Origin of the sequence: Aquirufa ecclesiirivi, from assembly GCF_011250515.1 — a bacterium.
Lineage (GTDB): Bacteria > Bacteroidota > Bacteroidia > Cytophagales > Spirosomataceae > Aquirufa > Aquirufa ecclesiirivi.
Genome location: NZ_JAANOP010000011.1, coordinates 1 through 23,484, shown reverse-complemented (window position 1 = coordinate 23,484; position 23,484 = coordinate 1). Strand labels below are relative to the sequence as shown.

Sequence of the window (23,484 nt, the reverse complement as noted above, 5' to 3'; positions counted from 1 at the left end):
TATGATTGAAGATTATCAAGCCCTATCCAATGCACCCAACTCCCCCGACTTGAATGGCAAGTACTTGGGTTTAATTTCCAGTGATTTCATCTTGGTATCTGAACTCTTGAAGGAGGCTTCCTACCAAATCAAGAAAAGAGGGTTTTCCGATTTTCCCGTTTTTGTAACATCTCAAAGGCCCATTGAAATTGGTCAAAAATTGATTGGTGTGAATGAAATGAATGGCAACAAATGGAATTACCACGCTTCTACCTTAGAAGAATTTCTTCAAAGAGGTTTGGTGGCAGAAGAAAACAAAGAGCTATTTGTCCAAAATTACAAAGACATCGAAGAATTCGCCTGCCTTTTCGTGGTCGATGGCCAATTTACGAATTTTGTGTTTATTCCTTTCCCGGAGGAAATGGACAATGTAGAATGAAGAATGTAGAATGTAGAATGAAGAATGTAGAATGTAGAATGTAAAATGTAAAATGAATAATTAATTTCAAATTCCATTCATATTTTATAATGCGCTATTAATCAGCCTATTTCAAAACAAGACAATTAAACTAATACCAATTTTCTCAGGTTAATCCCAACGAAAGATTGGAACGAAGCTTGAGCGAAGCGGCAGGCGGAAAGGAAATTGTAAATGATAAATTATAAAGTATAAATGGTAGTGGCTCATTCTACATTTTACATTGAGAGGTTAGCCGCATGGTCATGTCGAATGACAGATAATAGGGATTTGCAATCTCATGTTAAATGTTGGCTTCGAGAGCCTCAGCCAACATCGAGAGCCTCAGCCAACATCTTACGCAATTCGAGAGCCTCAGCCAACATTATTCACAAACGATAGCATTCTACATTAAACGGTTAATCCCAACGAAAGATGGGAACGAAGCATGAGCGAAGCGGAAGACGCATCTTTGACCTCGTGCGTAGGCTAAAGCTAAGCGTCAAAGATTAAAGCCGTATGCGGAGTGACAATCGGTTCTGCGTAGCAGAATTCGTCTTAGGATTAACCGTATTTCTTCTGTTTTTTTTGTTTCTTTTTTTATGAAAAAAAAGAAAGACCAAGAAAAGTAATAATTCGATGATGTTAATGAAATAAATAAAATAAAACACATTTACAATTCACCAATTACCATTTTATCAATTACCAAGGCTTTTCTTTTTTTGAAAAAAAAGAAACAAAAAAACTTCTTTTTTTGTCGTTCAGCAAAGGCGAATTTCGCTTCGCGAAACCGTGATTCACTCCGCTATCGCCTATATTTTTGACTCCGATGCGCATAGCCCATGCTGTGGTCAAAACCTCGTCTATCGCTGCGTTCATCAACTTTCGCTCGTGCTGACCGACGGTGTTTTCAATCAAAATTCTACATTCTTCATTCTACATTCCCCTATTCAGCGGATGAAAATCCCTGACCATCTGACTTAAATAAGCCCGATCTAAATGGGTATAAATCTCCGTAGTTAAGATGGATTCATGGCCTAGCATTTCTTGCACAGCACGAAGATCAGCTCCGCCTTCAATCAAATGAGTGGCAAAGGAATGTCGGAAAGTATGCGGACTAATGGACTTTTCAATGCCTGCTTTGGCAGCTAGGTCTTTACAAATAATAAAGACCATAACCCGACTCAGAGCCCCCCCTCGTCGATTTAAAAAGACGACATTCATAGCTTCCTTTTTGACAGGAATCTGCGACCGCACCGACTCCAAATAGATTTTCAAATAACGAAACGCATCTTTCCCCGCTGGTACCAATCGTTCTTTATCTCCCTTTCCCCGTACTTTCAAAAAACCAATATCCTCATATACATCCGTCAATTTCAAATGTGTCAACTCCGAAACCCGCATGCCTGCCCCATACAACATTTCCAACATGGCCCGATTGCGCACACCTTGTGGCGTCGACATATCATTTTGTTCCAAAATCTGATTGATTTCATCAAAAGAAAGGGTATCTGGGAGTTTCCGACCTTGCTGCGGACTCTTAATGTGCAAGGTGGGATCTTGCTGTATGCTTCCTTCAAATTGAAGATAGTGAAAGAAGGAGCGTATGCCCGACAAGCACCTCGCCTGCGTACTTGCCTCGATGCCCAATCCGTGCAAATCTTTCAAAAATACCAAGAGATGTGCTTCTTGAACTTCTGCGATGGGCAAGTCATCACCTAAACTACTTGCCAAATAGGTGGACAATTTAGTTACATCCCGCAAGTAAGCCTCATGCGAATGGCCCGACAAGCCTCGCTCTATCTTTAAATAGTTTCCAAACGAACGGATTTCCTTTTCCCACATGGGCTTTTTATTGAAACAAACATGTAAATTTAGAAGAATTACGTAATTTTAAACCTTGACGGACGTTTTAAAATCCGTAGATGTAAGCAAAACCCATTGATATGGTACGACAAAAAATATTGATCCTAAATGGCCCCAATTTGAACCTATTAGGAACAAGAGAACCCGAAATTTACGGTCATCAGACCTTTGAACAATACTTAGAAGTACTGAAAGATAAATTCGGAAAAGAATTAGAATTGGAATATTTTCAATCCAATAGTGAAGGCGACATGATCAGCAAATTGCATGAAGTAGGTTTTTCCTACGATGGCATTTTGTTGAATGCAGGTGGATATACCCACACTTCCATCGCTTTGGCAGATGCTGTTTCAGCTATTTCAACGCCCGTGATTGAAGTACACATTTCCAATGTTCATGCTCGCGAATCTTTCCGTGCACATTCTTACTTAAGTCCAAAATGCAAAGGAAGCATCATTGGTTTTGGATTGAGAAGTTATGATTTAGGCCTATACTCCTTTATTTAACATGCTGTCTTTTTACCCTGGTCCTTCCAAAGTCTATCCTCAAACTTTGGGCTTCATCCAAGAAGCGTACGAGCAGGGAATTGTGAGCATCAACCACCGAAGTGCCCGCTTTGAGAGCTTGCTGAAAGAAACCCTTGAAAACCTGCACCAAAAATGGGCTATTCCAGCAGATTATACCATCTATTTCATTTCTTCGGCCACTGAGGCCTGGGAAATTGTGGCTCAATCCCTGATTGAAAAGCAAAGCCTACATCTGTACAATGGTGCTTTTGGTAAAAAATGGGCTCATTATGTGGAGCAAATTATTCCTAATGCATCTAGCTTGGAGTTTGGATTGAATGAGTCTTTGTCGGAATTTTCCTCACAAATTTCAGATGAACTAAAAACTGATGTGGATACACTTTGCTTGGTTCAAAGTGAGACTTCCAATGGAACAGGGCAGGTCATCCATCGAAAGGAATTAGGTTTTTCATCCAATTGCCTAATTGCCGTGGATGCGACATCTTCCATGGGTGGCATTGAACTTCCTTGGTTAGAAGCCGATGTTTGGTTGGCTTCTTGTCAAAAATGCATGGGCATTCCTGCAGGTTTAGGCGTATTGATCTGTTCTCCCAAAGCCCTAGAAAGAGCAGAAAAATTGAATAGAAAAAATCATTATAATAGTATCATTTTAATGGAGCAAAATAGAAAATTGTTCCAAACGCATTATACACCCAACGTATTAGGTATTTATTTACTAAATCGCTTAAGCCAAACACTACCTAGCATTCAAGAAATACACCAACAAACCTTGGAAAAAATGGCCATTTGGGAAGATTTCTGGAAAAATCAATCCTCTTTTGAATTTGATTTTTTAGTGGACATGCAAGCACTACGTTTACCCACAGTACTTGCATTGAAAGGAAATACTTCCGAGGTCAATCGTATTTTTCAGTTGGCTGAACAGCACCAAATCGATTTAGGAAAAGGATATGGCACTTGGAAGAACAATACCTTTCGAATTGCCAATTTCCCTAGCCATACGCTAGAAGATATACACGCACTCATACAAATTTTACCAGCTTAACATGCACTTCAACCTAAAAGAAATCATTTCTTCCTCCCTCATCCTTTTTTCCGTGATTGATATCTTGGGCTCAATTCCCATCATCATCGATCTAAGAAAGAAAAATGGAAACATTCATGCCGAACAAGCCACCTTAGTATCTGGCGCCATCATGATTGGTTTCTTTTTTGCAGGAAAGTTCATCTTGCACCTTTTAGGAGTAGATACCAATTCCTTTGCCGTGGCAGGAGCTTTGATCATCTTTTTGATTGGTTTAGAAATGACCTTGGGAAGAAATATCTTCAAGGCTGAGGAGATTCAAAGTGGCACCCATTCCATCGTTCCGCTGGCTTTTCCTGTCATTGCGGGGGCTGGTACCATGACTACCCTGATTTCCTTAAAATCACAATTTGAAGAAGAAAACATCATCATTAGTATACTTATTAACCTCATTTTCATCTACCTCGTATTACGCAGCAGCGTTTGGATCGAGAAGAAATTAGGAAACGTAGGTACACAAATTCTACGCAAGGTCTTCGGAGTTATCCTAATTGCCATTGCAATAAAAATCATTAAGACCCGATTGTTCTAAGCATGAGTAAAAAGCAAAAATACTATGTCATTTGGGCGGGTCATGAAACAGGAATTTTTGATTCCTGGGGCAAGGTCGAAAAGTTGATTAAGAACTTCCCTGGGGCACAATATAAATCCTTTGAACTTCGTGCTGCTGCAGAAGAAGCCTTCAAAAAGAGCTATTGGGCCAGCATAGATACGACTAAAAAGCCCAGTGTTAAAAAGTCCATCCATTCCCAAGCGATCATCCTCCCTAGCATCTCGGTAGATGCTGCTTGTTCTGGTAATCCTGGGGTGTTGGAATACCAAGGGGTCAATACCGAAACCAAAGAGGTACTTTTTGCCCAAGGCCCCTATCCCATTGGAACGGTCAACCTAGGGGAATTTCTGGCCATTGTGCATGGTTTGGCTTATTTGAAAAAAATCGACTGCCCTTTTCCTTTGTATTCAGATTCCAGAACGGCCATCGCTTGGGTTAGAAATAAGGCCATTAAAACCAATTTGGAAAGAAATGCGGCAACGGAAGAATTATTCCAACGGGTGGATAAGGCCATTGCTTGGTTGAAAGGTAATTTCTACCAAACACAAATCCTGAAATGGGAAACAGAGCATTGGGGTGAAAATCCAGCGGATTATGGCAGAAAGTAGATCCATTTTTCAGTTCAAACAATTTCAATTAGCCCACGGAAATCCAGGTCTTAAAATCAGTACGGAAGCCTGTCTTTTCGGCGCTTGGATACCCACTGGTAACGACCAACATGTCTTGGATATTGGTACAGGTTGCGGATTATTGGCGCACATGATTTGTCAGAAATCCTCTGCCTTACTAGTAGATGCCATAGAAATCCATCCTGAAGTAGCCGAAATAGCTCAACAAAATGCCGAACAAAGTCCATTTAAAACTCAAATCATGGTGTTTCAAGGTGATATCAAAACATGGACTTCGAGCCATCCATATGACCTTATTGTGTGTAATCCACCTTTTTTTAGCAATCATTTAGCGGCATCGGATAGCTCCAAACAAACGGCCATCCATGCGGATCACTTATCTCCAGAAGAGTTAGCACAAGTGATCCAAACTCAATTAAGCGATTCAGGGCAATTTGCCGTCTTATATCCTCCCTATGAAATGGGCCTTTTCTTACATTCAGCTGAAAAGAGAGGATTATTTGCCAATCAGGTTACTGATATTATTCCCAAACCAGGGGCTAAGGTACTCCGACAAATGCTCTTGGGATCTAGACAAAAAATGGAAATTTCGGTCGAGCAAATTCATATTCGCGATGAACAGGGCAACTACCACCCTGACTTTCAAGAGTTATTAAAACCCTACTATTTAATCTTCCCCTAAAATAATAAAAAGCTTTTTGTATTTTTGTCAACATGCAAGATTCTACGCTACAAATTTCCATCGTCGTCCCTCTCTACAATGAGGCTGAATCACTTCCTGAGCTATGTGCTTGGATTGATCGGGTCATGAGAGCCAACCATTTCACTTATGAAATGATTTTTGTCAACGATGGCAGTCGAGATGAATCTTGGGAAGTATTAAAATCCTTATCCGTTCAATACCCAAGTATTAAAGCTAGTTCCTTTGCCCGTAATTACGGCAAATCAGCCGCTTTACATGAAGGTTTCTCCAAGGCACAAGGGTCTGTGGTCATTACGATGGATGCCGACTTACAAGATTCTCCTGATGAAATTCCTGCTTTATATGAAATGATTACTAAGGATGGCTATGATTTGGTATCAGGTTGGAAACAAAAACGTTTTGATCCTTTGTCCAAAACCATCCCAACCAAATTATACAATGCCGCTACGAGGTCACTCTCGGGTGTGTATTTACATGACTTCAACTGTGGTCTAAAAGCATATAAATTAGAAGTCATTAAGACCATCCGCTTATATGGCGAAATGCATCGCTACATTCCCGTTCAGGCTAAATGGAATGGTTTTTCTAAGATCGGAGAAAAGGTCGTGCAGCACCAAGCTAGAAAGTATGGAGTTACCAAATTCGGCTTGGAGCGTTTCTTGTATGGATTTTTGGATTTACTATCCATCACCTTTGTGCAGACCTTTGGCAAAAGACCCATGCACCTTTTCGGTAGCTTAGGTATACTTTCTTTCTTTTCAGGCAGCATCATTACCATGTGGCTCATTGGTGAAAAACTGTACAATATAACACAGCACTTAAAATACCGAAATGTAACAGATAATCCTTTGTTCTTTTTGGCATTGGTGGCGATTATATTAGGTGTTCAGTTATTTTTAGCTGGCTTCATTGGTGAGCTGATGGTGACCAATTCTGACAAAACAACCGATTATCAAATCAAGGAAGAAATATCCTAAATATGTGTAAAAAAGACCTTTCTTGGCTGAGTCGCTCCGAACTTCTCATTGGAGAACAAGGTATTCAGCAATTACAAAATGCCCATGTATTGATTGTAGGACTAGGAGGAGTTGGCTCTTTTGCTGCCGAGTTTATTGTTCGATCTGGAGTGGGAACCATGACCATTGTAGATGGCGATGTGGTAGATCCCACCAACCGCAATCGACAATTGCCTGCCTTAGCAACCAACCACGGTGTCGCTAAAGTAAAAATCATGGCTGAGCGCTTAAAGGCCATCAATCCAGATTTAATCTTACACGAACATGAGACTTTTTTGAGTCCTGAAGCGGCCAAAGACATCTTGGAAAAAACAAAATACGATTACGTCATGGATTGCATCGATTCGGTCACACCCAAATTGACTTTGTTGAAAACAGCCTATGACTTAGGTTTAAAAATAGTAAGCTCCATGGGGGCAGGAGGAAAATTAGATCCTACTAAACTCAAAACAGCGGATTTGTTAGATACCCGCGAATGCTATTTGGCTTCCTTAGTAAGAAAACGTATCCGCAAAATGGGTGTTTCACGCGGGATCAAAGCCGTGTATTCTCAGGAAAAAGTGAAAGATGAATCGCTGATACTGACGGATGGGTCCAACTATAAGAAGTCGGCATACGGAACCATTTCCTATTTGCCAGCTGCCTTTGGGGGTGTTTGTGCCTCTGTTGTGATTCGAGATTTATTGAATGAGCCCATTCCAATGGAAAAGAAGCCCAAAGCCTTCATTAAAATGGAGCAAAAAAATAAACAAAAGAAATGATTAAAATAGGGGTTATCAATGTTTCTGACCGCGCCAGTGCAGGTATCTATGAAGATATCCCGGGTAAAGCCGTCGTAGAATTACTCAAGGAGTACTTGATTTCCGATTTTGAGGTAGTTTATGCGGTGATTCCCGATGAGCAGGCTCTTTTGGAACAAAGCATGTGCCAAATGGCGGATGAAGCAGGGGCTTGTCTGATTGTGACGACTGGAGGAACTGGGCCAGCATTGCGTGATGTTACGCCTGAAGCCACGGAAGCAGTATGTCAAAAGATGATGCCCGGTTTTGGAGAATTGATGCGTCAGGTGAGCCTACAATACGTCCCTACGGCCATATTGAGTCGCCAAACTGCGGGTATTCGAGGAAAATCCTTGATTGTCAATTTGCCAGGAAAACCAAAAGCGATTCGTCAATGCCTAGAGGCTGTATTTCCTGCCATCCCATATTGCATTGATTTGATTGGTGGCCCATTTTTGGTGTGCAATGAAGCCAATATGAAGGCCTTCCGACCACCCTCTTCCTAATTTTCGTGTTGGATTAATCGCTCGTACAATTGTGCAGTGATCTCTCCTCTTTTCCCATCGGCAATGATACTATCATCAATTTGAAGGATAGGAACCACTCGCTTGGTACTTCCCGTGGTAAAAACTTCGTCGGCCTGTTTAAATGCTTCTAAACTCACATCTTGCACCCTAACTTCCATGATAGAGGATGCCAAATCAATCACGTGTTTTCTTGTAATACCTTCCAAAATATGATGTGTCGGAGTATACAGAACCCCGTCCTTCACACAAAACAAATTGCTTCTAGAGGATTCTGAAACACCATGATCTTGGGTATAGTAAATCAAATCATCGAAACCTTGGGATTTAATGTCGTTCCAATTTCGGATGGCATAAGCATAATTCAATGATTTAATATCCGCCATTTCACGGACATATTGCCGACTGGCCAATTTCATACCATGGATGGGGTCCATGAATTGAAACTCGTTGGGAATAATAAATAATTGACTTTTTCCTTGAGGCTCAAAACCATTGGAGGAATCTCCACCGGTTAGTACCATTTTGATACCTAAGCATGCTACTGCCGACTTCGCTGCAATCTCATGAATTAAACCTGCTAATTGTTCTTTGCTGTAGATATGGGAAATGCCCATTTTATCTGCCGATGCCAAAAAGCGGTCCAAGTGATCCGAAAGAAAAATAGGTCTGCCATGCATGACTCTAAAAAAGTCAAATATGCCAAAGCCTCGTAAAAAACCGACATCCTGAATGCTAACAAATACCTGATCTGGATCTATCCAGTGGTGATTATGATAAATTGGGTAAACCATTTTCTTGTAATTTCTTCACTAATTGAATGACTTGTCTAGCTTCATTGACATCATGCACTCGTAAGATGTGTGCGCCTTGTTGCAATGCCACCGTATGCAAAACCGTAGTTCCATTTAATGACTGCTCTGCCTTGGTTCCAAGTACTTTTTGTATCATGGATTTTCGGGATATACCCACTAAAAGTGGCAGCCCCAATCGAGTAAATTGATGCAACTGAGCCATCAATTGATAGTTTTGATCCAAGGATTTTGAAAAGCCAAAACCAGGGTCCAATATGACATCCTTGGCACCCAAGGAACGTAAGGCCTTTATTTTTTTTGCCATGTCTAGCCAGACATCTTCCACCACATATTGGTAGTTAGGTACTTGATGAACTTGAGAAAATGCCCCTACACTATGCGTTAAAATATAAGGAACCTGATTTTCGGCGACCCATTCGAATATTCCCTCATCCATTTGCCCACCTCCTACATCATTAAACCAATCTGCTCCTGCTTGAATGGCGGCTTGAGCGACCGACAGGCGGTATGTATCCACGGAAAGACACATCTTAGGAAATGCTTTACGTAAGGCCTCAACTACTGGAAGTACTCGATCTTGCTCCTCCTGAGCGGAAACCGCTTGTGCATCTGGTCGAGTGGAATGCCCTCCGATATCCAAGATACTAGCACCTTCCTCCACCATTTGGGAAGCTAATGCCAAGCAATCGTCGATGACACTTACCCTACTTGCTGAAAAAAAAGAATCAGGCGTAGCATTCAATATACCCATGATTTGGGGTATCTGAAGATCAATCAAACCCGACTTATATCGAATTGTTTGAAAAGATGGAAAAAGAGCTTCCAAATGAGCTGAAATTTAGGATAATTTAAATATTTTTGTAGTCTGAAAAAAAAGAGATTTGTAAACTAATCCTCTCCTATGAACAGGGACAATGCGCCTTCCCAAACTGAAATCGAATATCGACAAGTAATTTCACACTGCAAAGCCTTGTTTGATAAAAAAAACAAAGATTACGGTACTTCTTGGCGAATTTTACGATTGCCCAGTTTAACAGATCAAATTTTTATTAAAGCGCAGCGCATACGCAGCATTCAAGAAAAAGGAGAGCAAAAAATCCAAGATGGCATTGAAGGTGAATTCATTGGAATCATCAACTATTGCATCATAGCCATGATTCAAAAGTCGCTCGAAACCTCCGAACAAATGGAGTTTTCAGCCGAAGAATTAAGTCGATTTTACGATCTTCAAGTAGAAAGTACCTTAGAGCTTTTACGCAATAAAAATCACGATTATGGTGAGGCCTGGCGCGACATGCGAGTTAGTAGCATGACAGACCTGATTTTAATGAAGATTTTCCGTACCAAACAAATCGAAAACAACCTGGGTATAACCTTGGTTTCAGAAGGTGTAGAAGCTAATTACCAAGACATGCTAAATTATGCAGTCTTTTGTTTGATCAAAATTAAGGAGGAGCAAATGCAAATCCAACAACAATAATCCACCAATAACATGCGGCAATACAGTCGAATCGCTACTTTTTTATTGGTCTTTATCTTCCTCTTTTCAGGTCTCATCAAACTCAATGATCCGATAGGCACCCAATTGAAATTAGAAGAGTATTTTGACGTTTTCTCCCAAGATTTCCCGACCATGGAAGGTTTCTGGAAATTCTGGATTCCTTTTGCATTACCCCTTTCCATTCTCTTAAGTAGCATGGAAATTGTATTGGGCATTGCTCTGTGGGCAAACTACCGAACGAAACAAGTGCTTTGGACCTTTTTAGGCCTGTTGGGATTCTTTGGTTTCCTGACATTTTATTCGGCTTATTTTAACAAAGTAACGGATTGCGGTTGTTTCGGAGAGACGATCAAATTGACGCCATGGACCTCTTTCTTCAAAGATGTTTTCCTGTTCATTTTGGCGCTTAGTTTATTATTTACGGACAAAATAAAGTCATTCAATAAAAACCTTGGTCCAGTCATCATCAGTGCTATATTGAGCATTTCTTTAGGCGTTTACTGCTATTTCTACTTGCCCATTCACGATGGCCTGCCTTATGCCATTGGAGATCATATTCCGCAAAACATGAAGTCGAGAGAAGCCATGCGCTTTTCTTATGTATACAAAATCAATGGCAAAGAAGAGACATTAACTGAAATGCCTACCGATACCCAGGCTGTTTTTGTTTCGATGCAAGCCTTGAATGAAAAAGAAGCTAGACCCTTGATTACCGATTATCGAATCTGGGTAGATAACGATACCGTCGATTATACCGCTGAGAGTTTCAAAGGAAAAAAACTCATGGTCATCATTCCAAATGTGCAGCATTCTCATTTGGATGCCTTAAAACAAATTGCGGTATTGGCCAATGAAGCTAGTAAAAAAGGAATTGCTGTGTGGTTATTAAGTGCTTCCTCAGATGAGGAGGTTAATGCCATCCGACATGAGTATCAACTGAACTTCCCGGCCATGTCCGTGGATACCAAAGTATTAAAAACCATCATTCGTTCTAGCCCAGGACTTTGGTTACTCAACCAAGGAACTGTACGTGGTAAATGGTCTGCCTACCACCTGCCTAGCATCGAAGACATAGACCAACGTTTAATAACAACAGATTAAGAATGAAAAATATTTATTTAATAGGTATGCCCTCCTCGGGTAAAAGTACTCTTGGCAAAGAATTAGCGAAAAACTTAGGATTTAGTTTTACGGACATGGATAAGCTGATTGAAACAAGGGAACAAAAAACTATTTCTGAAATTTTTTCGAACCAAGGGGAAGCGCATTTTCGTGAATTAGAACGTAAAACTTTACATGGTTTCCAACCCGACCAATCCATGGTGATCGCCACAGGTGGTGGTGTACCTTGCTTCTTTGATAACATGGACTACATGAAAAAGAATGGAATCAGTATATTCTTGAATGTGGAATTGGACGACTTAGCCAAAAGATTGTACAAGGCACAAGGAAATAATCGTCCATTATTAGATAAAAGCCAAAGCGAAGAGGCGGTGATTGCAACCATTAAAAAGACTTTTGAAGAAAGACTTCCTTTTTATAAACAGGCTGACATACAAGTGGACGGAGAAATCAGTGTTAACCAATTATTATGGTTGATTGAATCTTATGTACCCGTACAATAATTAATTAGAATAATATTCCCGCTCCTAATACAAACTGCAGGTTATTTTTTGTCAACATGGCTGAAGAATAATCTGCAGCATTTTTTAAACTGTAAGGAGTAAAACCATCTTTTGCGGTGCGCTGTACAGCCGTTAAATCAATATAAAAGGAAGAGGCTCGGTAACCAATACCTCCAGATATTTGAAGGCTATTTCGATCAATGCTATCATACGTACTTGCATATCCACTACCAATTTGAGCTACACCTGCTCGCACATTCCAATTCGTTGTTACACGAATCTCTGTTCCAATCTTAATGTTCAAAGCCGACTCAAAGTTCCGCTTAATTTGACCATTGTGCTTATCTTGAAATTGTTGATTGGCCGAAGATGATAATTCTCCCGAAGATACACGCATGCCAGGGTAATTTACATAGGCCAAATCCATGCTCAAAAAGCCTCTTTTTCCAAAGAAATAAGCTAATCCTCCTGATAAGGTCATCGGACTAGTCATTTGATAAGTAAACTCATTCGGGGTAACGTATACGGGGCGTACGTTCGTTATGATAATCGGAACTCCGTTTGCATCATACGAGGGAATGCCATTGACGGTAGGACTAATGCGCGCATCATAGCGCTCACTCATTTGATCAAAATATGCCGGACTTTGGAAATTAAAAGCTACTCTCAAATTCTGACTCCATTTATAAATCATCCCAAGAGATAAAGATATTCCTGAACCATTGGTCAATAAGTTTTCCCGGTAATTCATACCCGCCACATAGCGTCCTCCAACATATTCTTCTGTCCAATTACTGGTGGTCGTAGAAGTAATCTTAGAAAACTGTAAGCCTGCACCAATGTATAATTTGTCCATATAGGAAGCTCCATAGCTGAAATTCCAGCTACTCAAAGCCCCAGAATTGACGACCTCTCCTACCTGGGATGTTGGCAAATTAGGCTCATAGCGCGTGAATGGAACACCACCTGAGCTAGCGTTAGGATCAATCAAATAAGCTTGGTAAGCCGCTGCTTCTGGACTATCCGCATAATTACTGGCAGGACTGTATTCTTCGTCTAAACTTGCCCCAGTCGCATTTTTATCGTTTGCTTTTTCTATAAAAGAATCCAATAAGGAACTACGATTATTTGTTCCAGACACATACACGGGTTGTGTAAAGATCATATGCCGGGTAAAACTGACCCCAAAAGCCCCGTGCCAATTGCTGTAAGTACTTGCATCTCCAGCTAAAACCAATCCTAAACTAGGTAAATGAAATAATGCATCTGTTTGTTTAGCAGTACTACCTAGGTATTCAGAACTAGTAGAGGAATTTTGTTGAGCCATACTGATATGTAACTCCGAACGATTGTAAAATCCCAAACCAGCTGGATTAGCCGCAATGGAACTAATATCTGCTCCTAGAACACTATAGGTGCCTCCCAAAGCCTGCATTCGAGCTGTCCCTGTGCCATAGCTAGTAGAGAAATATTTGGCCAGATTCGCATAAGTATAGATTTGTCCGAACACAAAGCTAGGCAAACACAACCCTAAAGCGATTGTTAAAATATACTTTTTCATAAGTTTTAAAATTACCTAGGTCCACGTGAACTTCCACCACCGCCTCCGCCACTTGTGCTTCCGCCTCCTCCATAAGATCCTCCTCCGGAGTTATACGAAGGTCTAGAAAACGTTTCGGTCTGACGAGATTGAGAAGGTTCCGCATAGCGGTATTCTACATTACTATTTCTTCTTGGCGCAGCCGAACGCTCACTACTTTGCGTACCTGCCGTACGGTTAGAATAGGTACTTGGCTGATTAGAACCTTGGTTATTGTAATAGTTATTGCCACTTCGAGGGGTATTAGAGAAAGAATCTCCATTTCGACCTCGGTTAGATGAAGCCGCATCTCTTGGACCGTAATTTACCTTACGTGGAGGGTCTACCGTGGTATTATTGTAGTTATAGCCATTAGAACCCAAAGAATTATAATAGTTGTAATTATTGTACACTACCCCACCAAAATTACTGTATGGATTATAGGAAGACCATGGGTTGTAAAAAGGATTGTAGAAACGGTAGTTATTAAATCCATATGCCGTACCCAAGCCAAAATATGAGGTTCCAAAATAGAATGGATCGTTCATCATGCCATAAGGGGAATAATAAGGATTTATCATCATGTTGTATGAACTCAATGGCGAATACCAACGAGAACCGAATCCATATCCATATCTAATCATCGGATTAACATACCAATTATTCCAAGAAGAAGCGGTGTTGTAACCTGCATTATCACCACTATCAAACGCTTGGTTATACGTTTTAGGATTCACACTGTTATTGTAATTGTAGACACTTCTAGAATTCAAATAAGTCGATTGCTCAGCTATCCCCTCCTCTTCTTCAATCACGATGGAATTATCATCAAAATTCAAATAATCGGATTTTACTTTTTTAGTTGACGCCACCGCACGCTGAGGTGCATCATACAAATCATCTGAAGCAAATTGCTTCTTGGCAACTTCTCCTGATGGACTGACCTGAATGGTCACACAAGCCTGAAACAAAGCTGCGATACCCAGAAAAGACAAGATAATAAGTTGATTTTTCATGGTCTTAGAGATAAAAGTATAAGCTTAACTAAGGACAATAACGTATCTTTGTCGTTAATCGTTCGTTGAGTGTAAATATTAACACAAATAAAACGAATAAATATCTAATTAATTACGCGACAAGCTATTTTTATGAGTAAATCCTTACCCAGCAGAGCTGAAAATTATTCTGAATGGTATAACGAATTGGTGAAGCGTGCCGACCTAGCTGAAAATTCAGCGGTTCGTGGCTGCATGATCATCAAACCGTATGGCTATTCTATTTGGGAAAAAATGCAAAGAGCCTTGGATGATATGTTCAAAGAAACCGGGCACGTAAACGCTTATTTCCCCCTATTAATCCCCAAATCATTCCTTTCCAAAGAAGCTTCTCACGTGGAAGGCTTCGCCAAAGAATGTGCTGTAGTGACCCATTATCGACTAAAAAATGACCCAAATGGACACGGTGTTATCGTGGATCCTGATGCGAAATTAGAAGAAGAATTAATCATTCGTCCAACTTCTGAAACCGTGATTTGGTCTACCTATAAAAACTGGGTACAATCTTACCGCGACTTGCCTATTTTGATGAATCAATGGGCAAACGTGATGCGCTGGGAAATGCGTACCCGTTTGTTTTTGAGAACAGCGGAATTCCTTTGGCAAGAAGGACATACGGCCCACGCCACCAAAGAAGAAGCGGTAGAAGAAACCGAACAGATGTTGAACATCTATTCCGAATTTGCGGAAACATTCATGGCTATGCCCGTGATCAAAGGACGTAAAACTGCCAATGAACGTTTTGCAGGTGCAGAAGACACTTATTGTATCGAGGCAATGATGCAGGATGGAAAGGCTTTACAGGCGGGTACTTCCCACTTTTTGGGACAAAACTTTGCCAAAGCTTTTGATGTGAAATTTTTGAATAAAGCCAACCAACAAGAATTTGTGTGGGGAACCTCATGGGGCGTATCTACCCGCTTGATGGGTGCTTTGATCATGGCGCATTCAGATGACCAAGGTTTGGTATTGCCACCGAAATTAGCTCCTATCCAAGTGGTGATTGTGCCGATTTACAAAGGAGAAGAACAATTGAATAACATCAAATCTAAAATTGATCCATTAGTATCCGCTTTGAAAAAAAGAGGTATATCGGTGAAATTTGATATATCAGAAAATCAAAGCCCAGGTTTTAAGTTTGCTGAATATGAATTAAAAGGAGTACCTATTCGCTTAGCCATTGGTAACCGCGATATCGAAAATGGAACCATCGAATTGGCTCGTCGTGATACCCGTGTGAAAATCAGTTTGCCTTTTGATGGTATTGAGCAAGTGATTGTAGATACTTTGGAAGATATCCAAACCAGCATCTACCAAAAAGCCTTGGATTTCAGAGCTGCTAATACCTTTGAAGTGAATACTTGGGATGAATTCCTAGTGAAAATAGAAGAAGGTGGATTCTTGTCGGCCCATTGGGACGGAAGTCCTGAAACCGAAGAAAAGATCAAAGAATTGACGAAAGCCACCATTCGTTGCATTCCTTTGGATTCCCAAGAGGAAGCAGGCAAATGCATCCTGACTGGAAATCCATCGAAACAACGTGTTATTTTTGCCCGTGCCTATTAAGAGGCGGGAATCAATTTCTTTAATACTTCCAATACCCGATCGATCTCCGATTGGGTATTGTTTTTTGAGAAAGAAAAACGAACAGCTGCACCGGTAGCGTTCGGGTTCAGGGCTGAAAGGACGTGAGAACCTACCGAAGTACCACTTGAACAAGCACTACCTCCCGAAGCTGAAATTTTCTCAATATCCAATTGGAATAAAAGCATATCTCCGTCAACCACCTGTGGGAAACGTACGTTGAGGACTGTGTACAAACTATTCTCTACATCACCCGATTTTCCATTGAACTCCACATTGGGGAAAGCATTTTTCAATCCCTCGATAAAATAGGCCTTCAAGCCTTTGATGTAAGCCTCATGCGCATCCATTTCTTCATAAGCCATGGACAATGCTTTAGCTAGGCCGATTGCGCCATAGACATTCTCTGTTCCCCCACGTTGGTTACGTTCTTGCGCGCCACCATGTAATAAGGGATGAAATTTTGCCCCTGCTTTGGCATACAAAAATCCGATACCTTTAGGACCATGAAATTTATGTGCCGCTCCTACGATAAAATGTACGGGTAGTTGCGACATATCATGACGATAATGCCCCATGGTTTGAACCGTATCTGAATGAAAAATAGCTCCGTATTGCTCACAAAGAGCACCTACGGCATTCAAATCCAATAAATTACCAATCTCGTTATTACCATGCATCAAACTCACCAAGGCATGTAGATTCTCTTGCAAAAGACGCTCCAAATCGGCTAAATCAATGCTGCCATCAGGGAGTAATTGAACTAATTTGAGATACACCAAACCTAGTTTCAACCAAGCCTCAGCGGTATGCAAAACCGCATGATGCTCCAAAGGCGAGGTGATGATGGTCTTGACACCGCCATATAAAACAGCGGATTGAATCACCGTATTATCCGCCTCTGTGCCTCCTGAAGTAAAGAATATCTCCGAGGGAGATGCATTCAATAAGGTGGCAATGGACTTGCGTGCTCGCTCCACCGCTACTTTGGCTTGTCGGCCATGGGAGTGAATCGATGAGGGATTAGCCGTGAAATTTTCAAAATACGGCTGCATTTCTTGCCAAACTAAGGGATCAATGGGCGTAGTAGCGGCATTGTCCAAATAGATGGGCGTGACAGAATTTGACATAAATTTTAAGACTGTGCGATTTTTTCAATCGCATTCATAATTTGTTGAGCAAAAGTGTTGGCTTGTTCTTCCGTAGAAGCTTCCGCATAGATGCGAATGATCGGTTCCGTATTGGATTTGCGCAAATGCACCCATCCATCTGGGAAGTCAATTTTGACCCCATCAATCGTGTTGACATTGTATTCTTGATAGGCTTTGGCAATGGAATCGAGGATTAAATCCACGTTCAGATTAGCCGAAAGTTCAATTTTATTCTTAGAAATTACATAGGCAGGATACGAGGCTCTTAGTTCGGAAATCTTCTTACCTGAATTAGCCAAATGCGTTAAAAATAAACCGATACCCACGAGGGCATCACGTCCATAATGAGATTCTGGGAAGATAACTCCCCCATTCCCCTCTCCCCCAATAATGGCCTTTTGAGCCTTCATTTGGTTGACTACATTCACTTCACCAACAGCCGCAGCAAAATAATGTCCACCTTTAGACTCGGTCACATCACGTAAAGCTCGAGTAGACGACAGGTTAGAAACGGTATTTCCAATTTGTTTGGACAGGACATAATCGGCTACAGCCACTAAGGTATATTCTTCACCAAAAGGTGTACCATCTTCATTGATGAAACAGAGGCGATCTACATCAGGATCCACGACGATACCCAGGTCATAATTACCTGATTTCATTTTGGCAATCATGTCCGTCAGGTTTTCAGGAAGCGGTTCTGGATTATGCGCAAAATGGCCAGTAGGTTCGCCGAAGATCACATCTACATGAGCGGCGCCAAGAGCTTTCAATAAATGCGGCACGACGATTCCACCTGTGGAATTGACAGCGTCAACTAGGATGCGGAATTTAGAGGAAACAATGGCATTGACATCCACCCAAGGAAGGTCAAGGACATGTTGAATATGTTGGTCTAAGAAAGTATCATCTTGGGTGATTTTCCCCAATTGAAACACTTCCGAAAACTGAAAATCTTGTTGTTCTGCAATTTGCAATAAAGCCTTACCATCGGCATCCGAGATGAATTCCCCATCTGAATTCAGTAGTTTAAGCGCATTCCACTGAGCAGGATTATGACTGGCTGTGATGATGATCCCACCGGCAGCTTTTGTCCAAGGGACGGCTAATTCTACGGTAGGTGTCGTCGACAAACCTATGTCGAGCACATTCCATCCCAAACCAATCAGCGTATTAGCTACTAAAGAAGAAACCATTTCACCTGATATACGCGCATCTCGACCTAATACTATGGAATTGGACGGATGGTTATTTCGACGAAGCCAAGTACCATAAGCCGCAGCAAAAGTTACTACATCGATTGGACTTAAGCCTTCACCGGGCTTTCCTCCAATAGTACCTCGAATTCCTGAGATTGATTTAATTAAGGCCAAAATGCGAATGATTTAAAAGGTGGAACGAAAGGTAAATTTACAAATTTGCGACAAGAAAAGCTTCAATCAGCTTTGTCAAATTTTGAAAATTTGACAAAGCTCTAAGGCAAATCCCTCCTAATCCTAAGAATTTAAACTTTTGTTTACAAGTACTGAGAATCCTTTGAAATTCAGAACAAAGCCCCTATATCCTATCTAATAGGGCGATTTTACCTAGAAATTCCTGAATTTAAATTTTTCTTACCAAAACAAAACGTAACAAGCTGATTACTAGATGGGTGGAATGGTGGAGAAAAAGTAGATTGGCGAAGGATTTAGGTCTGGGACAAAGCAATTGGTGGCAATAAATGTCAATGTATTACAAAAAACATGTTTGCTTAAAACCTGTCCAAAGAAAATCTGCTTATCAAAATGACAAAGTTTAACTGAATAGGTCAAAAAAAGGGTTGACCACCCAAGGTGACAGAAATTCAACATGTGGAACAGAAACCACAATAAAAACGGACTGATCTCATTCAGTCAATTCAATGAGAGGCGGAAACTGAAAAGCCTAATGAGTAGGGAATCTAATCTATTTAAAATGCCAAATTTAAAAGCAAAATACACATTTGTTTCTCCTACAACAGGAAATACCTATGTTCTACATGTTCAAACTGGACCACTAACGAATCCAATTCGGACCATTGACAATCCCAATGCTATTGGTTGGCCAATTTTAAGCGGTACTTTAGTTACTGTAATTGAAGGGGTTTCAACATCTTATTCAGTTCCTCCAGGAGGAACTTCTGGTATGATTTACAATGGATTATGGCAAAGTGCAAGCTCCTCACCACAAGGAGGACCATTATGTCAAGGTATTGAAAATTTAATCGTTACACCGTTTGACGGCAAGAGCACACCTATTTCTGCTGTAAGTGGTACTAGCGTTCAAATTACATTGGGGAAATTAAGTGATACTGCAAACCTAATAAGCTCTGTTTTCCCACCACAATAAATAAAAGTCAAATAGCTTTGTCAAATTTTGAAAATTTGACAAAGCTTCATTTTACAATGAAATTCGAGAAGCATTTTCCAACGAATCAATTGAAACCCTACATTCAATACTATGTAGTGTCGGAGAATGAGTTAGCTAGCGAATACAAGGTTTTCCCAACTTCGGGCTTGGTCATGGGTTTTCAGTATCAAGGACAATTGACTTGCATAGAAGGACCGCAAGAAAACAAACTATCTTCGGCAGGAATTTCTGGTATTTCAAATGGCTACAAAATCTTTAAAAACTCCGCTAACATTGGGACGATCTTGGTGTACTTTAGCGAAATAGGTTTTAGGCAATTTGCCGCTCAACCTGCTCATGAACTATTTAATTTGAGCATTTCTTTAGAGGACATTTTCGATTCCCAAGATGTGCGTGAAGTGGAAGAACAATTATCCTTGGCGAGTAGTGACCTAAATCGAATTCAGACCGTGGAACTGTTTCTACTTTCACAACTCAAAGACATAGAACAAGACAAATTAATTATGGAAGCGGTCAGGCTGATATACCAAAGCAAAGGAAACATCCGCATCCAGGAATTGAACAAAAAACTGGGTATTAGCGCCAGTCCATTTGAAAAACGCTTTCGCCAATTGGTCGGAACCTCCGCCAAAAAATTTGCGTCCATCATTCGCTTTAATTCCGTTCTGGACAGTCTCGAAGAATCCAAATCCTTAACTGAAATTTGTTACGAGAACCATTTCTTTGACCAAGCTCATTTTATTAAGGACTTCAAACAATTTACAGGTGATACGCCCGAACATTTCAAACGCTTTTCATAAAAACGTTTTTTTACAATGACCACGGCTTAAAATCGGGCAAATTTGTTCCATCATTCACATAAAACAAAACATCTTATGTTTACTGTAGAACAAATCAAATCGGCGCATAGCCTTGTCAAATCAGGAGCAGATTTCCCGGCCTACATCCGAACCATCAAGCAATTAGGCGTTAGCCATTATGAAACCTTCGTGGCCGATGGGCACATCGACTACCACGGTGCCAATGATTACAGCGTGACAGTTCCAGCCAAATATCATCTAATGAGTATTGCGGAGATTCCTAAAATGGAGGTTTTCAAATCTGAACTCATTGTTCACCAAGAAGGCAAAACAGATTTCTTAACCTTCATCCAAATGTGTGCCAGTACAGGTATAGAAAAATGGGCTATTGACATGGATCAAATGACCTGTACCTATTTTGACAAAGCTGGAAATGAAGTCTTGGTGGAGAAGATTCCTGAATAGTCTAGCTCGTACATATAAGCCTGCTTTTAAAAAGATTAGGTATTTTAACGTGAACTAGCTTGTCGGTTGGCATTGTCTAATAGCTTTGTCATGTAGCTTTGTCAAATTTTGAAAATTTGACAAAGCTGCTTCACTATATTTAGACGTACTCCTAATAAATTCAAAGAAATTACACCTTAAGTAAGGAATAAATAGGGTTCTACATTCCTTTTGACACCAATATCCGTTTAATGAAAAAAATATTTATTTACATATTCATCATTCAACTGACAACTTTTCAACTGATGGCCCAAAATAATCAGCTGGGTAGTTGGAATATTCTGAATAGCAATTATCACTTAAATGATACATGGAGCATCTGGGCAGAAGGCCAAATTCGATCTCTTGGATTTTACTCAAACTTCCATTATTACGAATATAAGGGTGGATTTAGTTCTCAAGTACACAAAAACATCAAGTTAACTTTAGGAGCAGGTAGTTACCAAACATACAATGAAGGCGGCAATTTCCTCTTGCCAAAAAACAATGATGAATTTAGACTTTGGCCACAAATCATTCTTTCACAAAATATTGACAAGTTCAAACTAGAACAACGTTTTAGGGAAGAATTACGGTTTACAAGCAATGGGTATAGAAATCGAATTCGTTACCGACTTGGAGCTTCTTACTCATTTGGGAAAATGAAAAAAATCAATAAACCTTTTCAAGTACAAATTAGCAATGAACTATTCTTCACAGACAAAGAACCTTATTTTGAACGGAACAGATTTTTAGTGAACTTCCAAATTAAAACAACCCAATCAAGCTCTATACAAATTGGATATTTACATCAATTTGATTACCGAATTAATGATGAAACTGGAAGAGATTTTTTAGTTTTAGGTTTTTCCTTTGATGTATTCAGAAAATCATCCTTGGAAAAGGTTGCTACCCAAGGAATAAATGAAAACTAATTTTCTTGATACGCTAAATATGTAACATCTTTCAACAGATCACATAAATCTCCCCCCATGTCCAACCCATCCCTTACCCCAGATGAATATGAAAACCAATTAGCCGATGATCGTAAAGCGGTCATCGCCAAATTACGTGAAACCATTCTCCAACATCTTCCCCCAGGATTTGAAGAAACCATCAGCTATGGGATGATTGGCTATGTTGTACCTTTATCCATTTACCCAGCTGGCTATCACTGTAAACCAGATGAACCTCTCCCCTTTTTGAGTATTGCCTCACAAAAGAACTTCATCGCACTATACCATATGGGCATGTATGCCGACGAAAAGCTGCTTCAATGGTTTCAAGGTGAATATCCGAAACATGCCAAATCGAAATTAGACATGGGAAAAAGCTGTGTCAGATTCAAAAAAATGGATGATATCCCTTTCAAGCTGATTGCTGAATTAGCTCAAAAAATCACCATGGCGGATTGGATAAGTCGCTATGAAAGCATATTTAAAAAATCATAGTTCCAATACTCTTACCACAAGCATGACACCTAGAATTGAAATACTCCAAGAAAAAAGACTGGTTGGCATGCACCAAGAAATGAGCTTGGCAACCAATAAAACGGGGCAACTTTGGTCTAACTTCATGCCAAGACGTCATGAAATAACGCATATACATACATCGGATTTAATTTCCCTTCAAATTTACCCACCCACCTATTTTGCCCAATTTTCTCCTTGGAATTCGTTTGAAAAATGGGCCTGTATGGAAGTTAAATCTTCTGCACCAATACCCCCAGGCATGGACAATATTATTTTACCTAGCGGGTTATATGCGGTATTTGAATACCGAGGTCTACCTTCTGAACCTCAAATATTTCAATACATTTTCAACTCTTGGTTGCCTTCTTCGGGCTATGAATTAGATCATCGACCGCATTTTGAGGTCTTAGGCGAAAAATACCAAAACAATAATCCAAACTCGGAAGAAGAGATTTGGATACCCGTGAAAATGTAGAATGAAGAATGTCTAGTCCTGTAATAGCCTGACAGTTTTAAGGACGACAAAGCTGGTAGTTATCGAACATTACTATTTTGGATTTCCCGATATGTATTTATTGTAGCAATACATGATATTTTATATCTCACTCTACTTTAATGTTATTACTTAGGTATTTCATTTTTTTAAAGAAAAAATGAAGTACGGTTAATCCTAAGACGAATTCCGCTTCGCGGAACAGATGTTCACTCCGTATACAACTGCCTAGAATGGAAAATGTAGAATCCAAAAATAGATACAACAGTCAACGTCATTCAGGCATTCACAATCTGTCAATGCCTGAAATAGGTTGACCGTTTAAAAGTAAAATTTTAAACATAAAATCTATTATCCATGGCAAACAAAAAATCGTATCTTCAAAGTGTGTCGCAAAGACGCCTTCGTCATTTTAGTGACA

The 23,484-nt window shown here is 40.2% G+C and carries 26 protein-coding genes; 19 read left to right on the top strand and 7 right to left on the bottom strand.

The annotated features are described in order from the left end of the window. Window position 1: 1 nt before the first annotated feature. Window positions 2–418 carry a hypothetical protein gene (locus tag G9H65_RS12710; RefSeq protein ID WP_109322531.1) on the top strand — a complete coding sequence of 139 codons (417 nt, stop codon included), beginning with the start codon at window positions 2–4 and terminating at the stop codon, window positions 416–418. Between the two features lie 954 nt (window positions 419–1,372). Here the strand turns inward: G9H65_RS12710 and xerD are convergent. Continuing rightward, the gene (gene xerD / locus G9H65_RS12705; RefSeq protein ID WP_166375716.1) at window positions 1,373–2,281 is read right to left on the bottom strand and encodes a site-specific tyrosine recombinase XerD; all 909 of its coding nucleotides are present in this window, start codon (window positions 2,279–2,281) and stop codon (window positions 1,373–1,375) included. A 101-nt stretch (window positions 2,282–2,382) separates the two neighbouring features. Here xerD and aroQ point away from each other — a divergent pair, with 101 nt between their 5' ends. From aroQ to mog, 8 genes are read left to right on the top strand one after another with little or no spacing between them, the layout of a single operon-like run. Beyond that, the gene (aroQ, locus tag G9H65_RS12700; protein ID WP_166375715.1) at window positions 2,383–2,808 is read left to right on the top strand and encodes a type II 3-dehydroquinate dehydratase; all 426 of its coding nucleotides are present in this window, start codon (window positions 2,383–2,385) and stop codon (window positions 2,806–2,808) included. 1 nt (window position 2,809) lies between these two features. Continuing rightward, a complete protein-coding gene (locus tag G9H65_RS12695; protein ID WP_166375714.1) occupies window positions 2,810–3,874 on the top strand; it encodes an aminotransferase class V-fold PLP-dependent enzyme in 1,065 nt (354 codons plus the stop codon). Window position 3,875: 1 nt separating this feature from the next. After that, complete coding sequence (locus G9H65_RS12690) at window positions 3,876–4,445, top strand: MarC family protein (RefSeq protein WP_166375713.1); 570 nt, start codon at window positions 3,876–3,878, stop codon at window positions 4,443–4,445. 2 nt (window positions 4,446–4,447) lie between these two features. Beyond that, complete coding sequence (locus G9H65_RS12685; protein WP_166375712.1) at window positions 4,448–5,074, top strand: ribonuclease H1 domain-containing protein; 627 nt, start codon at window positions 4,448–4,450, stop codon at window positions 5,072–5,074. Next, entirely contained in the window at window positions 5,061–5,777 is a 717-nt protein-coding gene (locus tag G9H65_RS12680) for a tRNA1(Val) (adenine(37)-N6)-methyltransferase (protein ID WP_166375711.1), read from the top strand. The genes G9H65_RS12685 and G9H65_RS12680 overlap by 14 nt, the downstream gene beginning before the upstream one ends. Before the next feature lie 32 nt (window positions 5,778–5,809). Then, a complete protein-coding gene (locus tag G9H65_RS12675; RefSeq protein WP_166375710.1) occupies window positions 5,810–6,775 on the top strand; it encodes a glycosyltransferase family 2 protein in 966 nt (321 codons plus the stop codon). Window positions 6,776–6,777: 2 nt separating this feature from the next. Further along, window positions 6,778–7,575 carry a tRNA threonylcarbamoyladenosine dehydratase gene (locus G9H65_RS12670; RefSeq protein ID WP_166375709.1) on the top strand — a complete coding sequence of 266 codons (798 nt, stop codon included), beginning with the start codon at window positions 6,778–6,780 and terminating at the stop codon, window positions 7,573–7,575. Then, window positions 7,572–8,099, top strand: a complete 528-nt coding sequence (gene mog, locus G9H65_RS12665; protein ID WP_166375708.1) for a molybdopterin adenylyltransferase — start codon at window positions 7,572–7,574, stop codon at window positions 8,097–8,099. Before G9H65_RS12670 ends, mog begins: the two co-directional genes overlap by 4 nt. Here mog and G9H65_RS12660 read toward each other — a convergent pair. Both G9H65_RS12660 and folP read right to left on the bottom strand, forming a co-directional pair. Further along, window positions 8,096–8,911, bottom strand: coding sequence for an aminotransferase class IV (locus G9H65_RS12660; protein ID WP_166375707.1), 816 nt, complete (start codon window positions 8,909–8,911; stop codon window positions 8,096–8,098). The genes mog and G9H65_RS12660 overlap by 4 nt on opposite strands. After that, window positions 8,889–9,683, bottom strand: a complete 795-nt coding sequence (gene folP, locus G9H65_RS12655) for a dihydropteroate synthase (RefSeq protein WP_166375706.1) — start codon at window positions 9,681–9,683, stop codon at window positions 8,889–8,891. The genes G9H65_RS12660 and folP overlap by 23 nt, the downstream gene beginning before the upstream one ends. 150 nt (window positions 9,684–9,833) lie before the next feature. On the opposite strand from folP, the gene G9H65_RS12650 reads away from it, so the two are divergent. From G9H65_RS12650 to G9H65_RS12640, 3 genes are read left to right on the top strand one after another with little or no spacing between them, the layout of a single operon-like run. Then, a complete protein-coding gene (locus G9H65_RS12650) occupies window positions 9,834–10,412 on the top strand; it encodes a DUF1599 domain-containing protein (RefSeq protein WP_166375705.1) in 579 nt (192 codons plus the stop codon). Window positions 10,413–10,424: 12 nt separating this feature from the next. Next, the gene (locus tag G9H65_RS12645; protein WP_166375704.1) at window positions 10,425–11,534 is read left to right on the top strand and encodes a BT_3928 family protein; all 1,110 of its coding nucleotides are present in this window, start codon (window positions 10,425–10,427) and stop codon (window positions 11,532–11,534) included. 2 nt (window positions 11,535–11,536) lie between these two features. Further along, window positions 11,537–12,058 carry a shikimate kinase gene (locus tag G9H65_RS12640; protein WP_166375703.1) on the top strand — a complete coding sequence of 174 codons (522 nt, stop codon included), beginning with the start codon at window positions 11,537–11,539 and terminating at the stop codon, window positions 12,056–12,058. Between the two features lie 4 nt (window positions 12,059–12,062). Here G9H65_RS12640 and G9H65_RS12635 read toward each other — a convergent pair whose 3' ends face one another. Further along, entirely contained in the window at window positions 12,063–13,619 is a 1,557-nt protein-coding gene (locus G9H65_RS12635; RefSeq protein ID WP_166375702.1) for an outer membrane protein transport protein, read from the bottom strand. Between the two features lie 11 nt (window positions 13,620–13,630). Next, window positions 13,631–14,653 (bottom strand): hypothetical protein, encoded by a 1,023-nt coding sequence (locus G9H65_RS12630; RefSeq protein ID WP_166375701.1) that lies wholly within the window; start codon window positions 14,651–14,653, stop codon window positions 13,631–13,633. Between the two features lie 132 nt (window positions 14,654–14,785). Between G9H65_RS12630 and proS the strand changes: the two genes are divergently transcribed. Continuing rightward, the gene (gene proS, locus G9H65_RS12625) at window positions 14,786–16,258 is read left to right on the top strand and encodes a proline--tRNA ligase (protein ID WP_166375700.1); all 1,473 of its coding nucleotides are present in this window, start codon (window positions 14,786–14,788) and stop codon (window positions 16,256–16,258) included. Here proS and G9H65_RS12620 read toward each other — a convergent pair. Then, window positions 16,255–17,406 carry a cysteine desulfurase family protein gene (locus tag G9H65_RS12620; RefSeq protein ID WP_166375699.1) on the bottom strand — a complete coding sequence of 384 codons (1,152 nt, stop codon included), beginning with the start codon at window positions 17,404–17,406 and terminating at the stop codon, window positions 16,255–16,257. The two genes, proS and G9H65_RS12620, sit on opposite strands and share 4 nt — an antisense overlap. A 5-nt stretch (window positions 17,407–17,411) precedes the next feature. Then, window positions 17,412–18,800 carry a phosphoglucosamine mutase gene (gene glmM / locus G9H65_RS12615; protein ID WP_166375698.1) on the bottom strand — a complete coding sequence of 463 codons (1,389 nt, stop codon included), beginning with the start codon at window positions 18,798–18,800 and terminating at the stop codon, window positions 17,412–17,414. A 580-nt stretch (window positions 18,801–19,380) separates the two neighbouring features. On the opposite strand from glmM, the gene G9H65_RS12610 reads away from it, so the two are divergent. From G9H65_RS12610 to G9H65_RS12585, 6 genes are all read left to right on the top strand, one after another. Next, window positions 19,381–19,794 carry a hypothetical protein gene (locus tag G9H65_RS12610; RefSeq protein ID WP_166375697.1) on the top strand — a complete coding sequence of 138 codons (414 nt, stop codon included), beginning with the start codon at window positions 19,381–19,383 and terminating at the stop codon, window positions 19,792–19,794. Window positions 19,795–19,850: 56 nt separating this feature from the next. Beyond that, entirely contained in the window at window positions 19,851–20,615 is a 765-nt protein-coding gene (locus G9H65_RS12605; protein ID WP_166375696.1) for a helix-turn-helix domain-containing protein, read from the top strand. A 75-nt stretch (window positions 20,616–20,690) separates the two neighbouring features. Then, window positions 20,691–21,080, top strand: a complete 390-nt coding sequence (locus tag G9H65_RS12600) for a DUF1398 domain-containing protein (RefSeq protein WP_166375695.1) — start codon at window positions 20,691–20,693, stop codon at window positions 21,078–21,080. A 230-nt stretch (window positions 21,081–21,310) separates the two neighbouring features. Then, window positions 21,311–22,033, top strand: coding sequence for a DUF2490 domain-containing protein (locus G9H65_RS12595; RefSeq protein WP_166375694.1), 723 nt, complete (start codon window positions 21,311–21,313; stop codon window positions 22,031–22,033). Between the two features lie 57 nt (window positions 22,034–22,090). Further along, window positions 22,091–22,549 carry a DUF1801 domain-containing protein gene (locus tag G9H65_RS12590; RefSeq protein ID WP_166375693.1) on the top strand — a complete coding sequence of 153 codons (459 nt, stop codon included), beginning with the start codon at window positions 22,091–22,093 and terminating at the stop codon, window positions 22,547–22,549. Then, window positions 22,524–23,045, top strand: coding sequence for a GyrI-like domain-containing protein (locus tag G9H65_RS12585; RefSeq protein WP_235927517.1), 522 nt, complete (start codon window positions 22,524–22,526; stop codon window positions 23,043–23,045). Before G9H65_RS12590 ends, G9H65_RS12585 begins: the two co-directional genes overlap by 26 nt. Window positions 23,046–23,484 lie beyond the last annotated feature (439 nt).